We start from the raw sequence: 15,889 nt of genomic DNA on the forward strand, positions 1-15,889 counted from the left end.
CAATGACGCATGGCCGAGCGCAGCAGTTTGTCTTCGTCCTCCTAGATGCACTTGAAGTAATCGAAGGGTTCGCGGCAGTCGATGCAGCGGTACAGCGCCTTGCAGGCAGTAGAGCCGAACTGGCTGAGCTGCTCGGTGTGCAGGCTGCCGCACTGCGGGCAGCGCACTTCCGGGGTCTCGCCGAGCAGGCTGCGCTTGCTGGTGCTGCCGGCCGGCGGGGCGATGCCGTAGTCGCGCAGTGCCTTGCGCCCCTCGTCGCTGATCCAGTCGGTGGTCCAGGCCGGGCTCAGACGGCGCTCCAGTTGCGGCGCGGCGAAGCCGGCGTGCTCCAGAGCGTGCTGGATGTCCTGCTCGATGACTTCGGTGGCCGGGCAGCCGGAGTAGGTCGGGGTGACCACCACGTGCAGGTGCCCGTCCTGCCAGTCGAGCCCGCGCACGATGCCCAGCTCGACCACGCTGACCACCGGCACTTCCGGGTCCATCACCGCGCCGAGCACGTTCCAGGCGCGGCTGAGGTCATCAGCCGTGCCGGCGCGCGCGCCGCGGTCGCTGGTAATCAGCTCACCAGGTTGCATCGGGGTAGGCCCGCTGGAGGAACTGCATCTCGGCCAGGAGAATGCCCAGGTGCTCGGTGTGCAGGCCGCGGCGGCCGCTGAGGTAGAAGTTCACCGCAGGCTCCGGCAGCGGCAGGGTCGCGGCGGCGAAGATGTCGGCGACCTTGGCTTTCCACGCGGCGGCCAGCTCTTCCGGGTTCGGCGCGACGCCTTCGGCGAACAGGCGCTGCTCGACTTCATCCGCGTTGCACAGCTCGACGGTGAAGCGCCACACCTGCGGGATCGCTGCGAGCATGCGCGCATGGCTTTCCTCGGTGCCGTCACCCAGGCGTTGCACCCACTCGGAGGAGCGGCGCAGGTGGTAGGTGACTTCCTTCAGGCCCTTGGCGGCGATGGCGGCGATGCGCTCGTCGCTGGAACTGCTCAGGGCGTGCAGCACGTGGAAGTGCCAGGCGTCGTAGAGGAACTGCTTGGCGATGGTCACGGCGAAGTCGCCGTTGGGCTGTTCCACCAGCAGCAGGTTGCGGAAGGCGCGCTCGTCGCGGCGGAAGGCCAGGTGATCGGCGTCACGGCCGTCGTCCAGCAGTTCCACGGCGTACTCGTACCAGTTGCGCGCCTGGCCCACGAGGTCGAGGCCGACGTTCATCAGCGCCAGCTCTTCTTCCAGGGCCGGGGCGTGGCCGCACCACTCGCACAGGCGCTGGCCCTGGATCAGGGCGCTGTCGGCGAGGCGCAGCAGGTATTCGATCTTGTCAGAATTCGGGTTCATCGCACGCGATCTCACATGTGGCCGACTTCGGGCGGCAGCTCGTAGAAGCTGGCATGGCGGTAGACCTTGTCCTGCGCCGGGTCGAACAGCGGGTCCTTCTCGTCGGGGGAGGAGGCGGTGATCAGCGCGGAGGGCACGACCCACAGGCTCACGCCTTCGTTGCGGCGGGTGTACAGCTCGCGGGCGTTCTCGATGGCCATGGCGGCGTCGGCGGCATGGACGCTGCCGACATGCTTGTGGTTCAGGCCGTGCTTGCTACGGACGAAAACTTCAAAAAGGGTCCACTCACTCATGGTGTTCTCCTGCTCATCAGGCATGAGCTGCTGCGCGTCGGCATAACGTCGTTGGAAACAGGCCCGGGCTTGCTCATTTACAACCGTAAACTCCGCGCCCGCGCCTGTTTCCGCCTAGTTCTGCTCTAGCTCGCTAGCTCAGAGGCGGAATTAGGCTGCGTCTTTCTTCTGTTGTTGTTTGCGGGCGTAGGCCACCGCGGCTTCGCGGACCCAGGCGCCGTCTTCGATGGCCTTGCGGCGGGTGGCGACGCGCTCGGTGTTGCACGGGCCGTTGCCCTTGAGCACTTCGTAGAATTCTTCCCACTGGATGTCGCCGAAGTCGTAGTGGCCGCGTTCCTCGTTCCACTTCAGGTCCGGGTCCGGGGCGGTGCAGCCGAGCAGCTCAAGCTGCGGCACGGTCTGGTCGACGAAGCGCTGGCGCAGCTCGTCGTTGCTCTGCCGCTTGATCTTCCAGGCCATGGACTGGGCGCTGTTGGGGGAATCGGCGTCGCTGGGGCCGAACATCATCAGGGCCGGCCACCAGAGGCGGTTGATGGCGTCCTGGACCATGTCCTTCTGCGCCTGGTTGCCGTGGCGCATCATGGTCAGGAGGATTTCGTAGCCCTGGCGCTGGTGGAAGCTCTCTTCCTTGCAGATGCGGATCATCGCGCGGGAATAGGGACCGTAGGAGGTGCGCTGCAGCACCACCTGGTTGACGATCGCCGCGCCATCCACCAGCCAGCCCACCGCGCCCATGTCGGCCCAGTTCAGCGTCGGGTAGTTGAAGATGCTCGAGTACTTGGCCTTGCCGCTGTGCAGCTTGGCGATCTCGGCGTCACGGTCGGCACCCAGGGTTTCCATGGCGCTGTAAAGGTAGAGGCCGTGGCCGGCTTCGTCCTGGATCTTCGCCATCAGCTGCAGCTTGCGCTTCAAGGTCGGTGCGCGGGTCACCCAGTTGCCCTCGGGCAGCATGCCGACGATCTCGGAGTGGGCGTGCTGGGAAATCTGCCGGATCAGCGTCTGGCGGTAGGCGTCGGGCATCCAGTTCTTCGCCTCGATCTTCACCTCGGCATCGATCTTTTCCTGGAAGGCGCGTTCCTCGGGGGACATCTCGTCCAGCGCCTTGATGCGCTTCACGCCGGTCTCAACCAGTTGTGCGTACATGCTGTGTCTCCAGCCTTTGTCTTGTTCGTGGGGCGGCCTTGGCCATGGCTGTAGTTTTAAATGATACAGAAATGAATGTCTAATATTAAATGATGTGTCGTAAATGAGTTTTGTATCGCTTTGATCGAGGCGAGCCAGAGCTTTCCGGCCAGAAATGGTACGTAATTTTCTTGATATGTATCGATTGCGCGGAAAATGCGCAGGAATTTGTCAGGATTTCAGGTGCGGAAAGACGGAGGTCGAAAACCAGCGGAGCGGCGGGAAATTCGATGAAGTGATACGCAAAGTAAAATTCTATTCGCCGTTGTGTTGCGGTGAAGCTGCTCTTGTAGGAGCGGACCTTGTCCGCGAATCCCGGCGCAGCCGGGATGGATGACTTCGCGGACAAGGTCCGCTCCTACGAAGAGCAGGGCGGGCGTCAGGCCTGGACGATCACCTGGAAGCCGCCGAAGATCATGCGCTGCCCGTCGAAGGGCATGTCGTTGAAGTCGGTCTTCATCCGGGCGTCTTCCATGAACTTCTTCATGCCTTCGTCCCGCGCGGCCTTGCTCGGCCAGGTGATCCAGGAGAACACCACGGTTTCGTCCTCCTTGCGCTTCACCGCCATGGGGAAGGAGGTCACCTTGCCCTCGGGCACGTCATCGCCCCAGCACTCGACGACGCTCAGTGCGCCATGCTCCTTGAACAGCGCCGCAGCCTTGCGCGCCACCTCTATGTAGCGCTCGCGGCTGGCGGTGGGCACCGGTACGAGGAAGCCATCGACATAGGTCATCGTTCATCTCCTGCGAGTGGGCCGGCGGCCGGATGCCGCCTGCCTTTGAGGAATAGTCGAAGGAGGGACGGATAGATCGACAGGGAAGGTGGGGGAGGCGACGGATGGTTGTCGTGTTGCTGGAGCGATGGGCGCTGGGCGTTCCCTCACCCTAACCCTCTCCCAGAGGGAGAGGGGACCGTTCGGCGTGAAGAGGAATGCCGAGCCAACCGGCAGCTGCGAACTGCTCCCTCTCCCCTTGGGAGAGGGCTGGGGTGAGGGGTGATTGCGCGCGCCGAGGTTCTAAATCACTCCTTCTGAAGATAAAAAGCCCCGCCGAAGCGGGGCTTTCAGTCACGCCGGCGAATCAGCCCTTGGGCCGATTGTCATACACGTGGCAGGCCTTGCCTTCCGAGCGCTTGAGGCTGTGGGACGGCTGCACCAGCACGCGGGCGCTGACGCCAATGTGGGTCTTGATCTGCTTGCCCAGTTCGCTGCCGATGGCCTTCTGCTCATCCGCCGACAGGCCCTGCTGGTCGTGGCGCAGTTCGACGTGGACGTCGATGCAGTCGAGGTTGCCATTGCGGTGCAGGTGGATCTCGTAGCACTCGGCGAGTTGCTTGATCTTCAGCACCTGCTCCTCGACCTGGGTCGGGAAGACGTTGACGCCGCGAATGATCAGCATGTCGTCGCTGCGCCCGGTGATCTTGTCGATGCGCCGCATCGGTCGCGCGGTGCCCGGCAGCAGGCGGGTCAGGTCGCGGGTGCGGTAGCGGATCATCGGCAGCGCTTCTTTCGACAGCGAGGTGAACACCAGCTCGCCGTACTGGCCGTCCGGCAATACCGCGCCGGTAGCCGGGTCGATGATCTCGGGGTAGAAGTGGTCTTCCCAGACGGTCGGGCCGTCCTTGGTCTCGGCGCATTCCATCGCCACGCCCGGGCCCATGATTTCGGAGAGGCCGTAGATGTCCAGGGCGGTGATGCCCATGCGTTCTTCCACGGCGCGGCGCAGTTCGGCGGTCCACGGCTCGGCGCCGAAGATGCCCAGGCGCAGCTTGAGGCTGTGCGGATCGACGCCCTGGCGCTCGATCTCGTCGGCGATGTTGAGCATGTAGGACGGGGTGACCATGATGATGTCCGGCTGGAAGTCGCGAATCAGCTGGACCTGCTTCTCGGTCTGGCCGCCGGACATCGGGATCACGGTGCAGCCCAGGCGCTCGGCGCCGTAGTGCGCGCCGAGCCCGCCGGTGAACAGGCCGTAGCCGTAGGACACGTGCACCTTGTCACCCTTGCGGCCGCCGGCGGCGCGGATGGAGCGCGCGACCACGTTGGCCCAGGTGTCGATATCGTTCTGCGTGTAGCCGACCACGGTGGGTTTGCCGGTGGTGCCGCTGGAGGCGTGCAGGCGCACGATCTCGTTCTGCGGCACGGCGAACATGCCGTAGGGGTAGTTGTCGCGCAGGTCGTTCTTGCCGGTGAAGGGGAACTTGGCGAGATCGTCCAGGGAGGTCAGGTCGTCCGGGTGTACGCCAGCCTCGGCAAAGCGCTTCTGGTACAGCGGGACGTTGTCGTGGGCGTGCTTGAGGCTCCAGCGCAGGCGCTCCAGCTGGTGCTGGCGCAGCTCGTCGACACTGGCGGTCTCCATCGGGTCAAGCAGGGCACGTTCGGCATCATGGTACATGTTCATGGGTTCACTCGATTTGTTCTTGTACGCCAGCCGGTGAGGGCTGCGAGTGTCATGGGAGCAGCATAACGCCCCCGTTCGCGGAAGGATTCGAACCCCTGCCAGAGACGTTGCTCTGTCTGCCAGCCGGTGCACTTGGCGACTGGCGGTGCGGGGTCCGAACCTTCCTTTGGATCAGATTCGCTCGATGATCAGGGCGATGCCCTGGCCGACGCCGATGCACATGGTGCACAGGGCGTAGCGGCCATCGCGTTCTTCCAGTTCGTGCAGGGCGGTGGTGACCAGGCGCGCACCGCTCATGCCCAGTGGGTGGCCGAGGGCGATGGCGCCACCGTTGGGGTTCACCCGTGCATCGTCATCCTTCAGGCCCAGCTCGCGCAGCACGGCAAGGCCCTGGGCGGCGAAGGCTTCGTTGAGTTCGATCACGTCCATGTCGTTCAGCGACAGGCCGGCCAGCTCCAGCACCTTGCGGGTCGCCGGCACCGGGCCGATGCCCATGATCCGCGGCTCGACGCCGGCGGTGGCCATGGCGACCACGCGGCCGCGGGCCTTCAGGCCGTGACGCGCGGCGGCGGCCGGGGAGGCCATCAGTAGCGCACAGGCGCCGTCGTTGACGCCCGAGGCATTGCCGGCGGTGACGCTGCCGCCTTCGCGGAACGGCGTGCCGAGCTTGGCCAGTTGCTCCAGGGTGGTGTCGCCGCGCGGGTGTTCATCTTGCTCGACTACCTTGGCCGGGCCTTTGCGCTGGGGAATCTCCACGGGGACGATTTCCTTCGCCAGGCGGCCATTGGCCTGGGCGGCGGCGGCCTTGTGCTGGCTGCGCAGGGCGAAGGCATCTTGGTCTTCGCGGCTGATGTTGAACTGCTCGGCGACGTTCTCGGCGGTTTCCGGCATGGAATCGATGCCGAACTGCTTTTTCATCAGTTTGTTGACGAAGCGCCAGCCGATGGTGGTGTCGAAGATCTCCGCGCTGCGGCCGAAGGCCTGTTCGGACTTGCCCATCACGAACGGCGCGCGGGACATGGATTCCACTCCGCCGGCCAGCATCAGCCCGGCCTCGCCGCAGCGCAGGGCGCGGGCGGCGCTGCCCACGGCGTCAAGGCCGGAGCCGCACAGGCGGTTGAGCGTGGTGCCGGGCACGGTGACCGGTAGGCCGGCCAGCAGCGAGGCCATGTGCGCGACGTTGCGGTTGTCCTCGCCGGCCTGGTTGGCGCAGCCGAAGATCACGTCGTCGATGGCGCTCCAGTCCAGCTCCGGGTGGCGTTGCATCAGGGCCTTCATCGGGATCGCCGCCAGGTCGTCGGCGCGCACGCCGGACAGGGCGCCGGCGTAACGGCCAATCGGCGTACGCACGGCGTCGATGATCAGGGCGTCAGTAAGGTCTGTCATTCGGAGGTCTCCTGCGCCAGCACGGTGCCGCGCACTTTGTAGGATTTGCCGTGGAACAGGGCGATCAGCTGGCCCTGGGAATTCTCGATGCGCACGTCGTAATTGCCGGTGCGGCCGCTGCGGCTCTGTTCGAAGGCGCTGGCGACCAGCTCGTCGCCTTCGCGGGCCGGCGCCACGTAATCGATGCTGCAGCCGATGGCGACGGTGGCGTCGTTGTAGCTGTTGCAGGCGAAGGCGAAGGCCGAGTCGGCCAGGGCGAACAGGTAGCCGCCATGGCAGGTGCCGTGGCCCTGGATCATGTCCTCGCGCACGCGCATCGACAGCTTGGCGCTGCCCGGGCCGGCATCCAGCAGCTGGATGCCCATGCGGCGGGTGGCCTGGTCGCGCTCGTACATGGACTCCGCGCAGGCGCGGGCGAGCTGGGTTGCGTCAGTCATGGAAGGCTCTCCCCTCGGCATGCAGGCGGCGCAACAGCAGGGATGGGCGATAGCGGTCCTCGCCGTAGGCGGTTTGCAGGTTGTCGAGCACGCGCAGCACGTTGCCGATGCCGATCTGCCCGGCCCAGGCCAGCGGGCCCTGCGGGTAGTTCACGCCGGCGCGCATGGCGAGGTCGATGTCACCGGCGCTGCCCACGCCTTGCAGCACGGCGTCTGCGCCTTCGTTGGCGAGCATCGCCACGGTGCGCAGCACGGCGAGGCCGGGTGTGTCGCTCAGGCGACTAGCGGTAATGCCGGCCTTGGCCAGCAGGGCGACGGCCTGGTCCAGTGCTTCGGGTGTGGTGTCCGCCGAGCAGGCAATGCCCAGGCGCGAAGCCTTGGTGTAGTCCAGCGCGAGGTCGATCAGCACGAGGTTGCGCAGGCCGTCTTGCTTGGCGCGCTGGCTGGCGAGGCGGCCGTCGGACAGGGCGATCACCGCATCACCGACACGCAGCAGGCCATTGCCGGCGCGCTGGACGATCTCGATGCCCGCGTCTTTCAGGCGCTGCGCCAGCGGCTGGGCGACGCCCAGATCGCCTTCCAGTACGCAGGCGCTGACAGGCGAGGCGCTGCTCAGGCTGGCCGGCTGCGGTCGCTCGGCACCTTCGGCGTAATCATAGAAGCCGCGACCGCTCTTGCGGCCGAGGCGGCCGGCGTCCACCAGTTCCTTCTGAATCAGCGAGGGCTGGAAGCGGAAGTCGCCGTAGTAGGCGGCGAATACCGAGCAGGTGACGGCGTAGTTGACGTCGTGGCCGATCAGGTCGGTCAGCTCGAAGGCGCCCATGCGGAAGCCGCCGGCATCGCGCATCAGCGCATCCAGCGTCGCGCAGTCGGCGGCGCCTTCCTGCAGCAGGCGCAGGCTTTCGGCGTAGAAGGGGCGCGCCACGCGGTTGACGATGAAGCCGGGGGTCGACCTGGTGTGCACCGGTTTCTTGCCCCAGGCCAGCGAGGTGGCATACAGGCTGTCGGCCAGTGCAGGATCGGTGGCGAGGCCGGAGACGACTTCCACCAGCGCCATCAGCGGCGCCGGGTTGAAGAAGTGCATACCAATTGCGCGTCCAGGAAATCTCAGCCCGGCGGCGAGGCTGGTGATGGACAGCGAGGAGGTGTTGCTGGCGAGGATGCAGTCTTCTGCGCACAGCGCTTCCAACTGCTGGAACAGGCCACGCTTGACCTCCAGGTTCTCGACGATGGCCTCGATCACCAGCTTCGAGTCGGCCAGTGCCTCGATGGCTTCCACCGGTTGCAGGCGCGCGACGATGGCACTGCGTTCCTCGGCGCCGAGCTTGCCTTTCTCCACCAGGCGACCGAGCTGGCGGTCGATGCCGTCGATGGCCTGGGCGGCGGCGCCGGGGCGGTTGTCGTAGAGCTTCACCGGATGGCCGGCCTGGGCGGCGACCTGGGCGATACCCGCACCCATGGCGCCTGCGCCGATGACCGCGACTTTCGCGTCTTGCTGAAGTGCGCTCATCGATCAGCGGCCCTTGAAGCTGGGGGTGCGTTTTTCCATGAAGGCGGACACGCCCTCGCGGTAGTCCTCGCTGCGGCCGGCCAGGCGCTGCAGGTCGCGCTCCAGCTCCAACTGCTCGTCGAAGCTGTTGTTCAGGCTGGCATTGAGGCTGCGCTTGATCAGCGCCAGGCCGTAGGTCGGCTGGGTGGCCAGATGGCGAGCGAGCTTGAGCGCTTCCTCGCGCAGGTTGGCGTCATCCACCACCTGGAAGATCAGGCCCCATTGTTCGGCTTGTTCAGCGGTGAGGCGATTGCCCAGCAGCGCGAGCGCCTTGGCGCGGGCCATGCCGACCAGGCGCGGCAGCGTCCAGGTGCCGCCGGAATCGGGGATCAGGCCGATCTTGCAGAAGGCCTGGATAAAGCTGGCCGAACGCGCCGCCAGCACCAGGTCGCAGGCCAGCGGGATGTTCGCGCCGGCGCCGGCGGCCACGCCGTTCACGGCGCAGATCACCGGCAGCGGCAGGTCGCGCAGGGTGCGGATCAGCGGGTTGTAGAACTGCTCGATGGACTGCCCGAGGTCAGGCGCTTCCGCGCCGGGTGCGACGTTGCGATCGGACAGGTCCTGGCCTGCGCAGAAGCCGCGGCCTTCGCCGGTCAGCAGCAGGACGCGGGCTTCCGGGTTCTGCCGGACCTGCTTGAGCGCCTCGCGCACTTCGCCGTGCATGGCGGCGTTGAAGCTGTTCAGCTGCTCCGGGCGATTCAGGCTGAGGAGGGCGACGCCGTCCTCGATGGAAAACAGGATGTGCTCGAAGTTCATGGGCGGGCTCGCTCCATCAATAGGCAGGCTTTTGCCGGAAAAAAGGGGGATTCGCTCAGCGGCCCTGGCTCTATTGGCCAAGGAAGGCTGGCTTGCGCTTTTCCTGGAAGGCGCGGATGCCTTCGTCGCGGTCGGCGGTGCCGGCCAGCAGGGTGAAGGCGTGGCGTTCGAAGCGCAGGCCGGTCGCAAGATCGGTGTCTTGCGCCTTGAGCAGCGCTTCCTTGGCCAGGCGCACGGCGAGCGGCGCCTTGGCAGCGATGAGCTTGGCGATCTGCAGGGCACGTTCGACGGTGAATTCGGGTTGGGTGACTTCGCTGATCAGGCCGGCGCGCTGGGCGTGGCGCGCGTCGATGGCTTCACCGGTGAGCACCATCTGCATGGCCAGCGGTTTGCCCACGGCGCGCAGCAGGCGCTGGGTGCCGCCGGCGCCGGGCATGATGCCGAGGTTGATTTCCGGCTGGCCGAAGCGGGCGTCTTCGCCAGCAATCAGGATGTCGGCGTGCATGGCCAGCTCGCAGCCGCCGCCCAGGGCGAAGCCGTTGACGGCAGCGATCAGCGGTTTGGAGAAGGCGGCGATGCGCTGCCAGTAGCCGACGCGGGGGTCGTTGAGGATGCCGACCAGGTCGCGTTCGGCCATCTCCTTGATGTCGGCGCCGGCGGCAAAGGCCTTGCGGCTGCCGGTCAGCACCACGGCGCGGGTTTCGCTGTCCTGCTCGGCGGCGTCGAGTTCGGCGGCCAGTTCGCCGAGCAGTTCGGTGTTCAGGGCATTCAGCGCCTCGGGGCGCTGCAGGGTGATCAGGCGAATGCCCGCTTCAGGCATCTGAACGGCAAGGGTGCGAGGCATGACATCGTCCTCAGGCTGCACGCACGGCTTCGTGGCCGGCTGGTATTGGAATTATGGGAGGCAGGCGTTGCCCGTCTCCGGCCTTTCCGCAGTATAGGCCTAAAGTGATACAAGAAAACAACTACGAAAGTTGAATCACGTGTCTAAAGTGTTTCTGCCGTTGCCAGTGAGTCGATCAAGCCACCTGTCTTTTGTGAGAGCTTTTGTGGCGTATTTACTGGTTTTGTAAGGGTTTTTGAGGAGGGTAAGACATTCCTTGAAAGCGATACGGCAGATTTAGATTGGTTGGTTTTGATTTGATGTGATACAAGATTTGCAAAAGAACAAATCGCTTTGCGCAGAGATGCCGCAAAGCCGGAGAACCCGATGCCCTGCTACAGCCTTGAAGGCGTGCGCCCCGTCGTACACCCGACCGCCTATGTCCATCCCACCGCCGTGCTGATCGGTGATGTCATTGTCGGCCCCGGCTGTTACGTCGGCCCGTTGGCGGCACTGCGCGGTGATTTCGGACGGATCGTCCTCGAAGAAGGTGCGAACCTTCAGGACACCTGCGTCATGCACGGGTTTCCGGACAGCGACACCGTCGTCGAACGCAACGGCCACATTGGCCATGGTGCCGTGCTTCACGGCTGCCGGATCGGCGAGGACGCGCTGGTAGGCATGAATGCCGTGGTGATGGATTACGCGCAGATCGGTGCTCGCTCCATCGTTTCAGCCGCCGCCTTCGTCAAGGCCAAGTTCGAGTGCGCTCCGCAGAGTCTGGTGATGGGCGCGCCGGCCAGCGTCAAGCGCAGCCTCAGCGACGAGGAGATTGCCTGGAAGCGCCGTGGCACCGAGGAATACCAGGCGCTGGCCAAACGCTGCATCACCAGCCTGGTGGAATGCCAGCCGCTGGCGGAAATAGAAGAAGAGCGCCCGCGTCTGGGGGATTCCGGTTTTCGGCCCAAGGTAGGGAAGGGCGCATGAGTACTGGGGTTCGCTCCAATGGCCAGGCGGTGCGGCGGGCAGGTATAGTCGCCGCTCCTCCGACTGCGCACCGTGCCATGACCGCTCTAGCACCGCTGAATCAGCTGATCAATCGCTTCCAGGAACAGACGCCGATCCGCGCCAGTTCGCTGATCATCACCCTTTACGGCGATGCCATCGAACCCCATGGCGGCACCGTCTGGCTGGGTAGCCTGATCAATCTGCTGGAACCCTTCGGCATCAACGAGCGGCTTATCCGTACCTCGATCTTCCGCCTGACCAAGGAAGACTGGCTGACCGCCGAGAAGGTCGGCCGGCGCAGTTACTACAGCCTGACCGGCACCGGCCGGCGGCGGTTCGAAAAGGCTTTCAAGCGCGTCTACAGCTCCAGCCTGCCGGCCTGGGACGGCTCCTGGACCCTGGTAATGCTCTCGCAGATCGCCGCCGACAAGCGCAAGCAGGTCCGCGAGGAACTGGAATGGCAGGGCTTCGGCGCGATTTCGCCGACCGTCATGGCCTGCCCGCGCGCCGATCGCAGCGACGTGATGGCAACCTTGCAGGACCTCGAAGTCGCCGACGATTGCATCGTCTTCGAAACCCGCGCCCAGGACGTGCTGGCTTCCCGCGCCATGCGCATGCAGGTGCGCGAGAGCTGGAAGATCGACGAGCTCGGCGAGCACTACAGCGAATTCATCCAGCTGTTCCGCCCGCTCTGGCAGGCACTGCGCGAGCAGGACCAGCTGCGCCCGGAAGACTGCTTCCTGGCGCGCACCCTTTTGATCCACGAATACCGCCGGCTGCTACTGCGCGACCCACAACTGCCCGACGAACTGCTCCCGGGCGATTGGGAAGGTCGCGCCGCGCGACAGCTGTGCCGCAACATCTACCGACTGATCCACGCCAAGGCCGAGGACTGGCTGAACCGCAACCTGGAGACCGCCGACGGCCCGCTGCCGGATGTCGGGGAAAGCTTCTATAAGCGTTTCGGCGGATTGAACTGACAGGAGTTGGCGTGAAAAATGCCTCCCGCTCTGCAACGCTGCGGTTGCAGAGCGGGGACACCGACGCGAATCCTTCCTGAGAAGGCTCGCGGCGGACGATGACGACAGGCCCATGAGGCCGTCGCTGAATAACAACAAACAATGCGTGTGAGGCTTTGCAGGTCATGAATTCTTCATCGACATTGAGGGATGACGCTTTCGAGGCGTGGCTGGGACAGGTCAACCGGGCGTGCGGTCGTTTCGATGCGCGCACCCTCGGCCCCCAGTTCCATGGACGGTTGCGCGAGTACCAGGGCGGTGCGATCAAGCTTTCCGTGGTCGACATGGCCCAGGTGCACCTGTACCGGACCAGCAAGGAGGTCGGCTCCAGCGCCGGCGGCCACTACTACGCGGTGTTCCAGCTCGAAGGGCGTTCGCGCCTGGAGCAGGGCGACAACCGTGTGGAGCTGTCGCGTGGCGACATCAGCCTGATCGACGCCAGCCGCCCCAGCGACATGACTTACCTGGAGGAGTCCCGGCAGCTCTCGCTGATCCTCCCGCGCCAGGTGATCGAGCGCGGCCTGCGCATGTCCGAAGTGACCTGCGCCTCGAAGATCCCCGCCAGCTCGCCCATTGCCGTGCTCGCCAATCGACTGATCGTCGAGACCAGCCAGCAGGAAAGCCTCGGCATGCTGGAAAGCGAAGCGACCCTGGACGCCCTGGTGACGCTGCTGCGCCCGGCGCTGGCCAGCCACGACGCCGAGCAGGACAACCACGAGCGCATGTTCCGCAAGGCCACCGCCTTCATCGACCAGCATATCGGCGCCGAAGAGCTCTGCCCCGAGCTGATCGCCCGTGAAGTGGGCATCTCGGTGCGCGGCCTGTACCGCATGTTCGCCAAGAAGGGCCTGGTGGTGGCACAGTACATCAAGAACCGCCGCCTGGACTTCTGCGCCGAAACCCTACGCAACGCCCAGTTCGAGCAGAAGCTGTCGGCCCTGGGCTATGCCTGGGGCTTCTCCGATTCGAGCTACTTTTCCACGGCGTTCAAGGGCCGCTTTGGCGTGTCGCCGGGCGAGTATCGCAAGCGCTACGTGAACTGAGCCGCGCAGGTCAGCGACTGACGACCGTTATCGCTCAACACTGCGCTTGTAGGAGCGGAGCTTCTCCGCGATCACCGCGAAAGCGGTGCAATCTTCGACTTCCGGCCTGCTGGCCGGGTCGCGGATAGGATCCGCTCCTACGAAAGCGCGCGCACCTTTCCGCCATCCTGGCACTCCCGCCAACACGACTGGCACAGAGGAAAAGACCCTCCCGAGCGCCGCTGGCAACAATCACCTTCGATGACGCGCGCCATTCGGCCGCAAGCTGTACTCGAAGGTGATTTCCCGATGTCCCGCAACAAGCTCCGATTCGGCGCCCTCGGCCTGCTGCTGGCCGGCGCGCTGCTGCAACCGGTCCTGGCGTTCGCCGGGGACTGCCCGGCAAACGATGCGCAGCAGGGCGAGACCGTTTTCGCCCGCGACTGCTCGATCTGCCACACCGCCAAGGCCGACGGCCCCGGAATGATGGGCCCGAACCTGCATGGCGTGGTCGGTCGGATGGCCGGCTCGCTCGCCGGCTTCAGCTATTCCCAGGCGATGAAAGGCAAGGGCGCGGCCTGGTCGCGCGACAACCTCGACGCTTTCGTCAGCCAGCCCCAGGCCGCCGTGCCGGGAACCTACATGCCCTTCGCAGGCCTGGCCGACGCGGCCGAGCGGCGGGCGCTCACCTGCTGGCTGAGTCAGCAGCACTGATATTCCAGGAGAGACCATGAACGTCACACAGACTCTGCCCAAGGTCGCGGCCTTCCTGCAGCGCAAGCATGGCTGCTTCATCGACGGCGCCTGGGTGGTGCCCGAGGGCGCGCGTACCGACGTGCTCAACCCGGCCACCGGCCAGGCGATTTCCAGCGTCGCCGACATCGATACCGACCTGCTCGACCGCGCGGTGAAATCCGCTCACGCCTCCTACAAATCCCGTGTCTGGGCCGACCTGCGCCCGGCCGACCGCGAGCGCATCCTGCTGCGCTTCGCTGACCTGGTGGAAGCCAACGGCGAAGAACTGGCCCAGCTGGAAACCCTCAGCCAGGGCAAGTCGATCAACATCGCGCGCATGCTGGACGTGGGCGCCACCGTCGAGTTCATGCGCTACATGGCCGGCTGGGCGACCAAGATCGAAGGCCAGTCGCTGAACGTCTCCATTCCGCTGCCGCCGGGCGCCAAGTTCACCGCCTACACCCGCCGCGAGCCGGTAGGCGTGGTCGCCGGCATCGTGCCGTGGAACTTCCCGCTGATGATCGCCGTGTGGAAGCTGATTCCAGCACTGGCTACCGGTAACAGCGTGGTGATCAAGCCCGCTTCGGAAACTCCGCTGACCGCCTTGCGTCTGGCTGAACTGGCCTTCGAAGCCGGCGTGCCGGCTGGCGTGTTCAACCTGGTGACCGGTGATGGTCCGCGCATTGGCGGCGGGCTGGCCAGCCACAAGCTGGTCAACAAGGTGTCCTTCACCGGTTCCACCGCCGTAGGTCGCAGCGTCGGCCTGGCGGCCGTGCAGAACATGACCCGCTTTGCCCTGGAACTGGGTGGCAAGAACCCGATGATCGTGCTGGCCGACGCCAATATCGACAACGCCGTGCAGGGCGCGCTGCTGGGCGGCTTGCTGAACAATGGCCAAGTCTGCGCCGCGGCCTCGCGTTTCTACGTGCACCGTTCGCGCTACGACGAATTCGTCGAGAAGCTGGCGGCCGCTGTCGCGGGCATGAGCCTGGGCGAGGGCATGGACCCGTCCGCGCAGATCAACCCGCTGGTGTCGGCCAAGCAGCAGCGCAGCGTGCTGGACCACATTGCCCGCGCCGGCGAGCAGGGTGCGCGCATCGTTTGCGGTGGCGAGCAGGTCGGCGGCAGCGGCTTCTACGTGCAGCCCACCGTGCTGGCGGACGTGACCATGCAGATGGCTGTGGCCCGTGACGAAGTGTTCGGTCCTGTTCTGGCGGTCCTGCCGTTCGACGATGAAGACCAGGCCATCGAAATGGCCAACGACAGCGAATACGGCCTGGGTGCGAGCCTGTGGACCAACGACCTGTCCAAGGCAATGAACCTGGTTCCGCGCATCGAGTCCGGCACCGTGTGGGTCAACGCCCACGTGCTGCTCGACCCGAGCATGCCCTTCGGCGGCGTCAAGCAGTCGGGCATGGGCCGCGAGTTCGGCCGCGCGGTGGTCGAGGCCTATACCGAGATCAAGTCGGTGTGCATCGCGCACTGATTGATCGTTCGAGCAACACCCTCGTTTAGCAGCGGGCCTTCGGGCCCGTTTTTTTTTGCAGTATTGGCGGGAAAAGCCCTGTAGGAGCGGACCTTGTCCGCGAATCCCCGCGGCGCTCGGACAGAGCATCGCGGATAAGATCCGCTCCTACGAAGTGCGTGCAGTGGGGGTTAAAGCGCCGGCAGAATCCGCCCACGGCATTCGCCGAAGCCGAGTTCAGCAGCGGGCCTTCGGGCCCGTTTTTTTGCAGTATTGGCGGCGGAAGCCTTGTAGGAGCGGACCTTGTCCGCGAATCCCCGTGGCGCTGGGACGGAGCATCGCGGATAAGATCCGCTCCTACGAAGTGCGTGCAGTGTGGGTTAAAGCGCCGGCAGAATCCGCCCACGGCATTCGCCGAAGCCGAGTTTAGCAGCGGGCCTTCGGGCCCGTTTTTTTTTGCAGCATTGGCGGCGGAAGCCTTGTAGGAGCGGA

General features: G+C 65.4%; 16 protein-coding genes. 5 read left to right on the plus strand and 11 right to left on the minus strand.

The features are described 5' to 3' along the window. Nucleotides 1–41 precede the first annotated feature (41 nt). The 11 genes from paaD to paaF all read right to left on the minus strand — a co-directional run bounded on the left by paaD (nt 42) and on the right by paaF (nt 10,169). A complete protein-coding gene (paaD, locus tag JVX91_RS18715; RefSeq protein ID WP_205335670.1) occupies nt 42–575 on the minus strand; it encodes a 1,2-phenylacetyl-CoA epoxidase subunit PaaD in 534 nt (177 codons plus the stop codon). Continuing rightward, nucleotides 562–1,323, minus strand: coding sequence for a 1,2-phenylacetyl-CoA epoxidase subunit PaaC (gene paaC, locus JVX91_RS18720; RefSeq protein ID WP_205335671.1), 762 nt, complete (start codon nt 1,321–1,323; stop codon nt 562–564). Before paaC ends, paaD begins: the two co-directional genes overlap by 14 nt. 11 nt (nt 1,324–1,334) lie before the next feature. After that, nucleotides 1,335–1,616, minus strand: a complete 282-nt coding sequence (paaB, locus tag JVX91_RS18725; RefSeq protein WP_024764426.1) for a 1,2-phenylacetyl-CoA epoxidase subunit PaaB — start codon at nt 1,614–1,616, stop codon at nt 1,335–1,337. A 150-nt stretch (nt 1,617–1,766) separates the two neighbouring features. Next, nucleotides 1,767–2,759, minus strand: coding sequence for a 1,2-phenylacetyl-CoA epoxidase subunit PaaA (gene paaA / locus JVX91_RS18730; RefSeq protein ID WP_205335672.1), 993 nt, complete (start codon nt 2,757–2,759; stop codon nt 1,767–1,769). A gap of 418 nt (nt 2,760–3,177) precedes the next feature. Continuing rightward, complete coding sequence (locus tag JVX91_RS18735) at nt 3,178–3,531, minus strand: DUF1428 domain-containing protein (RefSeq protein ID WP_054907020.1); 354 nt, start codon at nt 3,529–3,531, stop codon at nt 3,178–3,180. A gap of 346 nt (nt 3,532–3,877) precedes the next feature. Beyond that, complete coding sequence (gene paaK, locus JVX91_RS18740) at nt 3,878–5,197, minus strand: phenylacetate--CoA ligase PaaK (RefSeq protein ID WP_205335673.1); 1,320 nt, start codon at nt 5,195–5,197, stop codon at nt 3,878–3,880. Nucleotides 5,198–5,368: 171 nt separating this feature from the next. Then, nucleotides 5,369–6,583: a 3-oxoadipyl-CoA thiolase gene (gene pcaF, locus JVX91_RS18745; protein WP_205335674.1), complete on the minus strand. Its 1,215-nt coding sequence runs from the start codon at nt 6,581–6,583 to the stop codon at nt 5,369–5,371. Beyond that, a complete protein-coding gene (paaI, locus tag JVX91_RS18750; protein ID WP_205335675.1) occupies nt 6,580–7,020 on the minus strand; it encodes a hydroxyphenylacetyl-CoA thioesterase PaaI in 441 nt (146 codons plus the stop codon). The genes pcaF and paaI overlap by 4 nt, the downstream gene beginning before the upstream one ends. Next, nucleotides 7,013–8,530: a 3-hydroxyacyl-CoA dehydrogenase PaaH gene (paaH, locus tag JVX91_RS18755; RefSeq protein WP_205335676.1), complete on the minus strand. Its 1,518-nt coding sequence runs from the start codon at nt 8,528–8,530 to the stop codon at nt 7,013–7,015. The genes paaI and paaH overlap by 8 nt, the downstream gene beginning before the upstream one ends. A gap of 3 nt (nt 8,531–8,533) precedes the next feature. Next, nucleotides 8,534–9,325 (minus strand): 2-(1,2-epoxy-1,2-dihydrophenyl)acetyl-CoA isomerase PaaG, encoded by a 792-nt coding sequence (gene paaG, locus JVX91_RS18760; protein WP_205335677.1) that lies wholly within the window; start codon nt 9,323–9,325, stop codon nt 8,534–8,536. A gap of 70 nt (nt 9,326–9,395) precedes the next feature. After that, the gene (gene paaF, locus JVX91_RS18765) at nt 9,396–10,169 is read right to left on the minus strand and encodes a 2,3-dehydroadipyl-CoA hydratase PaaF (RefSeq protein ID WP_205335678.1); all 774 of its coding nucleotides are present in this window, start codon (nt 10,167–10,169) and stop codon (nt 9,396–9,398) included. Nucleotides 10,170–10,535: 366 nt separating this feature from the next. Between paaF and paaY the strand changes: the two genes are divergently transcribed. From paaY to JVX91_RS18790, 5 genes are all read left to right on the plus strand, one after another. After that, entirely contained in the window at nt 10,536–11,135 is a 600-nt protein-coding gene (gene paaY / locus JVX91_RS18770) for a phenylacetic acid degradation protein PaaY (RefSeq protein WP_205335679.1), read from the plus strand. 77 nt (nt 11,136–11,212) lie between these two features. Further along, on the plus strand, nt 11,213–12,136 hold the full coding sequence (gene paaX / locus JVX91_RS18775) for a phenylacetic acid degradation operon negative regulatory protein PaaX (protein WP_054907013.1): 924 nt from the start codon (nt 11,213–11,215) through the stop codon (nt 12,134–12,136). Between the two features lie 164 nt (nt 12,137–12,300). After that, entirely contained in the window at nt 12,301–13,218 is a 918-nt protein-coding gene (gene feaR, locus JVX91_RS18780; RefSeq protein WP_205335680.1) for a transcriptional regulator FeaR, read from the plus strand. Between the two features lie 288 nt (nt 13,219–13,506). Further along, a complete protein-coding gene (locus JVX91_RS18785) occupies nt 13,507–13,911 on the plus strand; it encodes a c-type cytochrome (RefSeq protein ID WP_205335681.1) in 405 nt (134 codons plus the stop codon). A gap of 16 nt (nt 13,912–13,927) precedes the next feature. Then, nucleotides 13,928–15,418 carry an aldehyde dehydrogenase family protein gene (locus JVX91_RS18790; RefSeq protein ID WP_205335682.1) on the plus strand — a complete coding sequence of 497 codons (1,491 nt, stop codon included), beginning with the start codon at nt 13,928–13,930 and terminating at the stop codon, nt 15,416–15,418. Nucleotides 15,419–15,889 lie beyond the last annotated feature (471 nt).

Origin of the sequence: Pseudomonas sp. PDNC002, from assembly GCF_016919445.1 — a bacterium.
Taxonomy (GTDB): domain Bacteria; phylum Pseudomonadota; class Gammaproteobacteria; order Pseudomonadales; family Pseudomonadaceae; genus Pseudomonas.

Coding starts and splice junctions, on each gene's coding strand:
- JVX91_RS18785 (WP_205335681.1), top strand. CDS start 13,507: ATGTCCCGCAACAAGCTCCGATTCGGCGCCCTCGGCCTGCTGCTGGCC.
- paaX (WP_054907013.1), top strand. CDS start 11,213: ATGACCGCTCTAGCACCGCTGAATCAGCTGATCAATCGCTTCCAGGAA.
- paaD (WP_205335670.1), bottom strand. CDS start 575: ATGCAACCTGGTGAGCTGATTACCAGCGACCGCGGCGCGCGCGCCGGC.
- paaY (WP_205335679.1), top strand. CDS start 10,536: ATGCCCTGCTACAGCCTTGAAGGCGTGCGCCCCGTCGTACACCCGACC.
- paaA (WP_205335672.1), bottom strand. CDS start 2,759: ATGTACGCACAACTGGTTGAGACCGGCGTGAAGCGCATCAAGGCGCTG.
- feaR (WP_205335680.1), top strand. CDS start 12,301: ATGAATTCTTCATCGACATTGAGGGATGACGCTTTCGAGGCGTGGCTG.
- pcaF (WP_205335674.1), bottom strand. CDS start 6,583: ATGACAGACCTTACTGACGCCCTGATCATCGACGCCGTGCGTACGCCG.
- paaK (WP_205335673.1), bottom strand. CDS start 5,197: ATGAACATGTACCATGATGCCGAACGTGCCCTGCTTGACCCGATGGAG.
- paaI (WP_205335675.1), bottom strand. CDS start 7,020: ATGACTGACGCAACCCAGCTCGCCCGCGCCTGCGCGGAGTCCATGTAC.
- paaG (WP_205335677.1), bottom strand. CDS start 9,325: ATGAACTTCGAGCACATCCTGTTTTCCATCGAGGACGGCGTCGCCCTC.
- JVX91_RS18790 (WP_205335682.1), top strand. CDS start 13,928: ATGAACGTCACACAGACTCTGCCCAAGGTCGCGGCCTTCCTGCAGCGC.
- JVX91_RS18735 (WP_054907020.1), bottom strand. CDS start 3,531: ATGACCTATGTCGATGGCTTCCTCGTACCGGTGCCCACCGCCAGCCGC.
- paaC (WP_205335671.1), bottom strand. CDS start 1,323: ATGAACCCGAATTCTGACAAGATCGAATACCTGCTGCGCCTCGCCGAC.
- paaF (WP_205335678.1), bottom strand. CDS start 10,169: ATGCCTCGCACCCTTGCCGTTCAGATGCCTGAAGCGGGCATTCGCCTG.
- paaB (WP_024764426.1), bottom strand. CDS start 1,616: ATGAGTGAGTGGACCCTTTTTGAAGTTTTCGTCCGTAGCAAGCACGGC.
- paaH (WP_205335676.1), bottom strand. CDS start 8,530: ATGAGCGCACTTCAGCAAGACGCGAAAGTCGCGGTCATCGGCGCAGGC.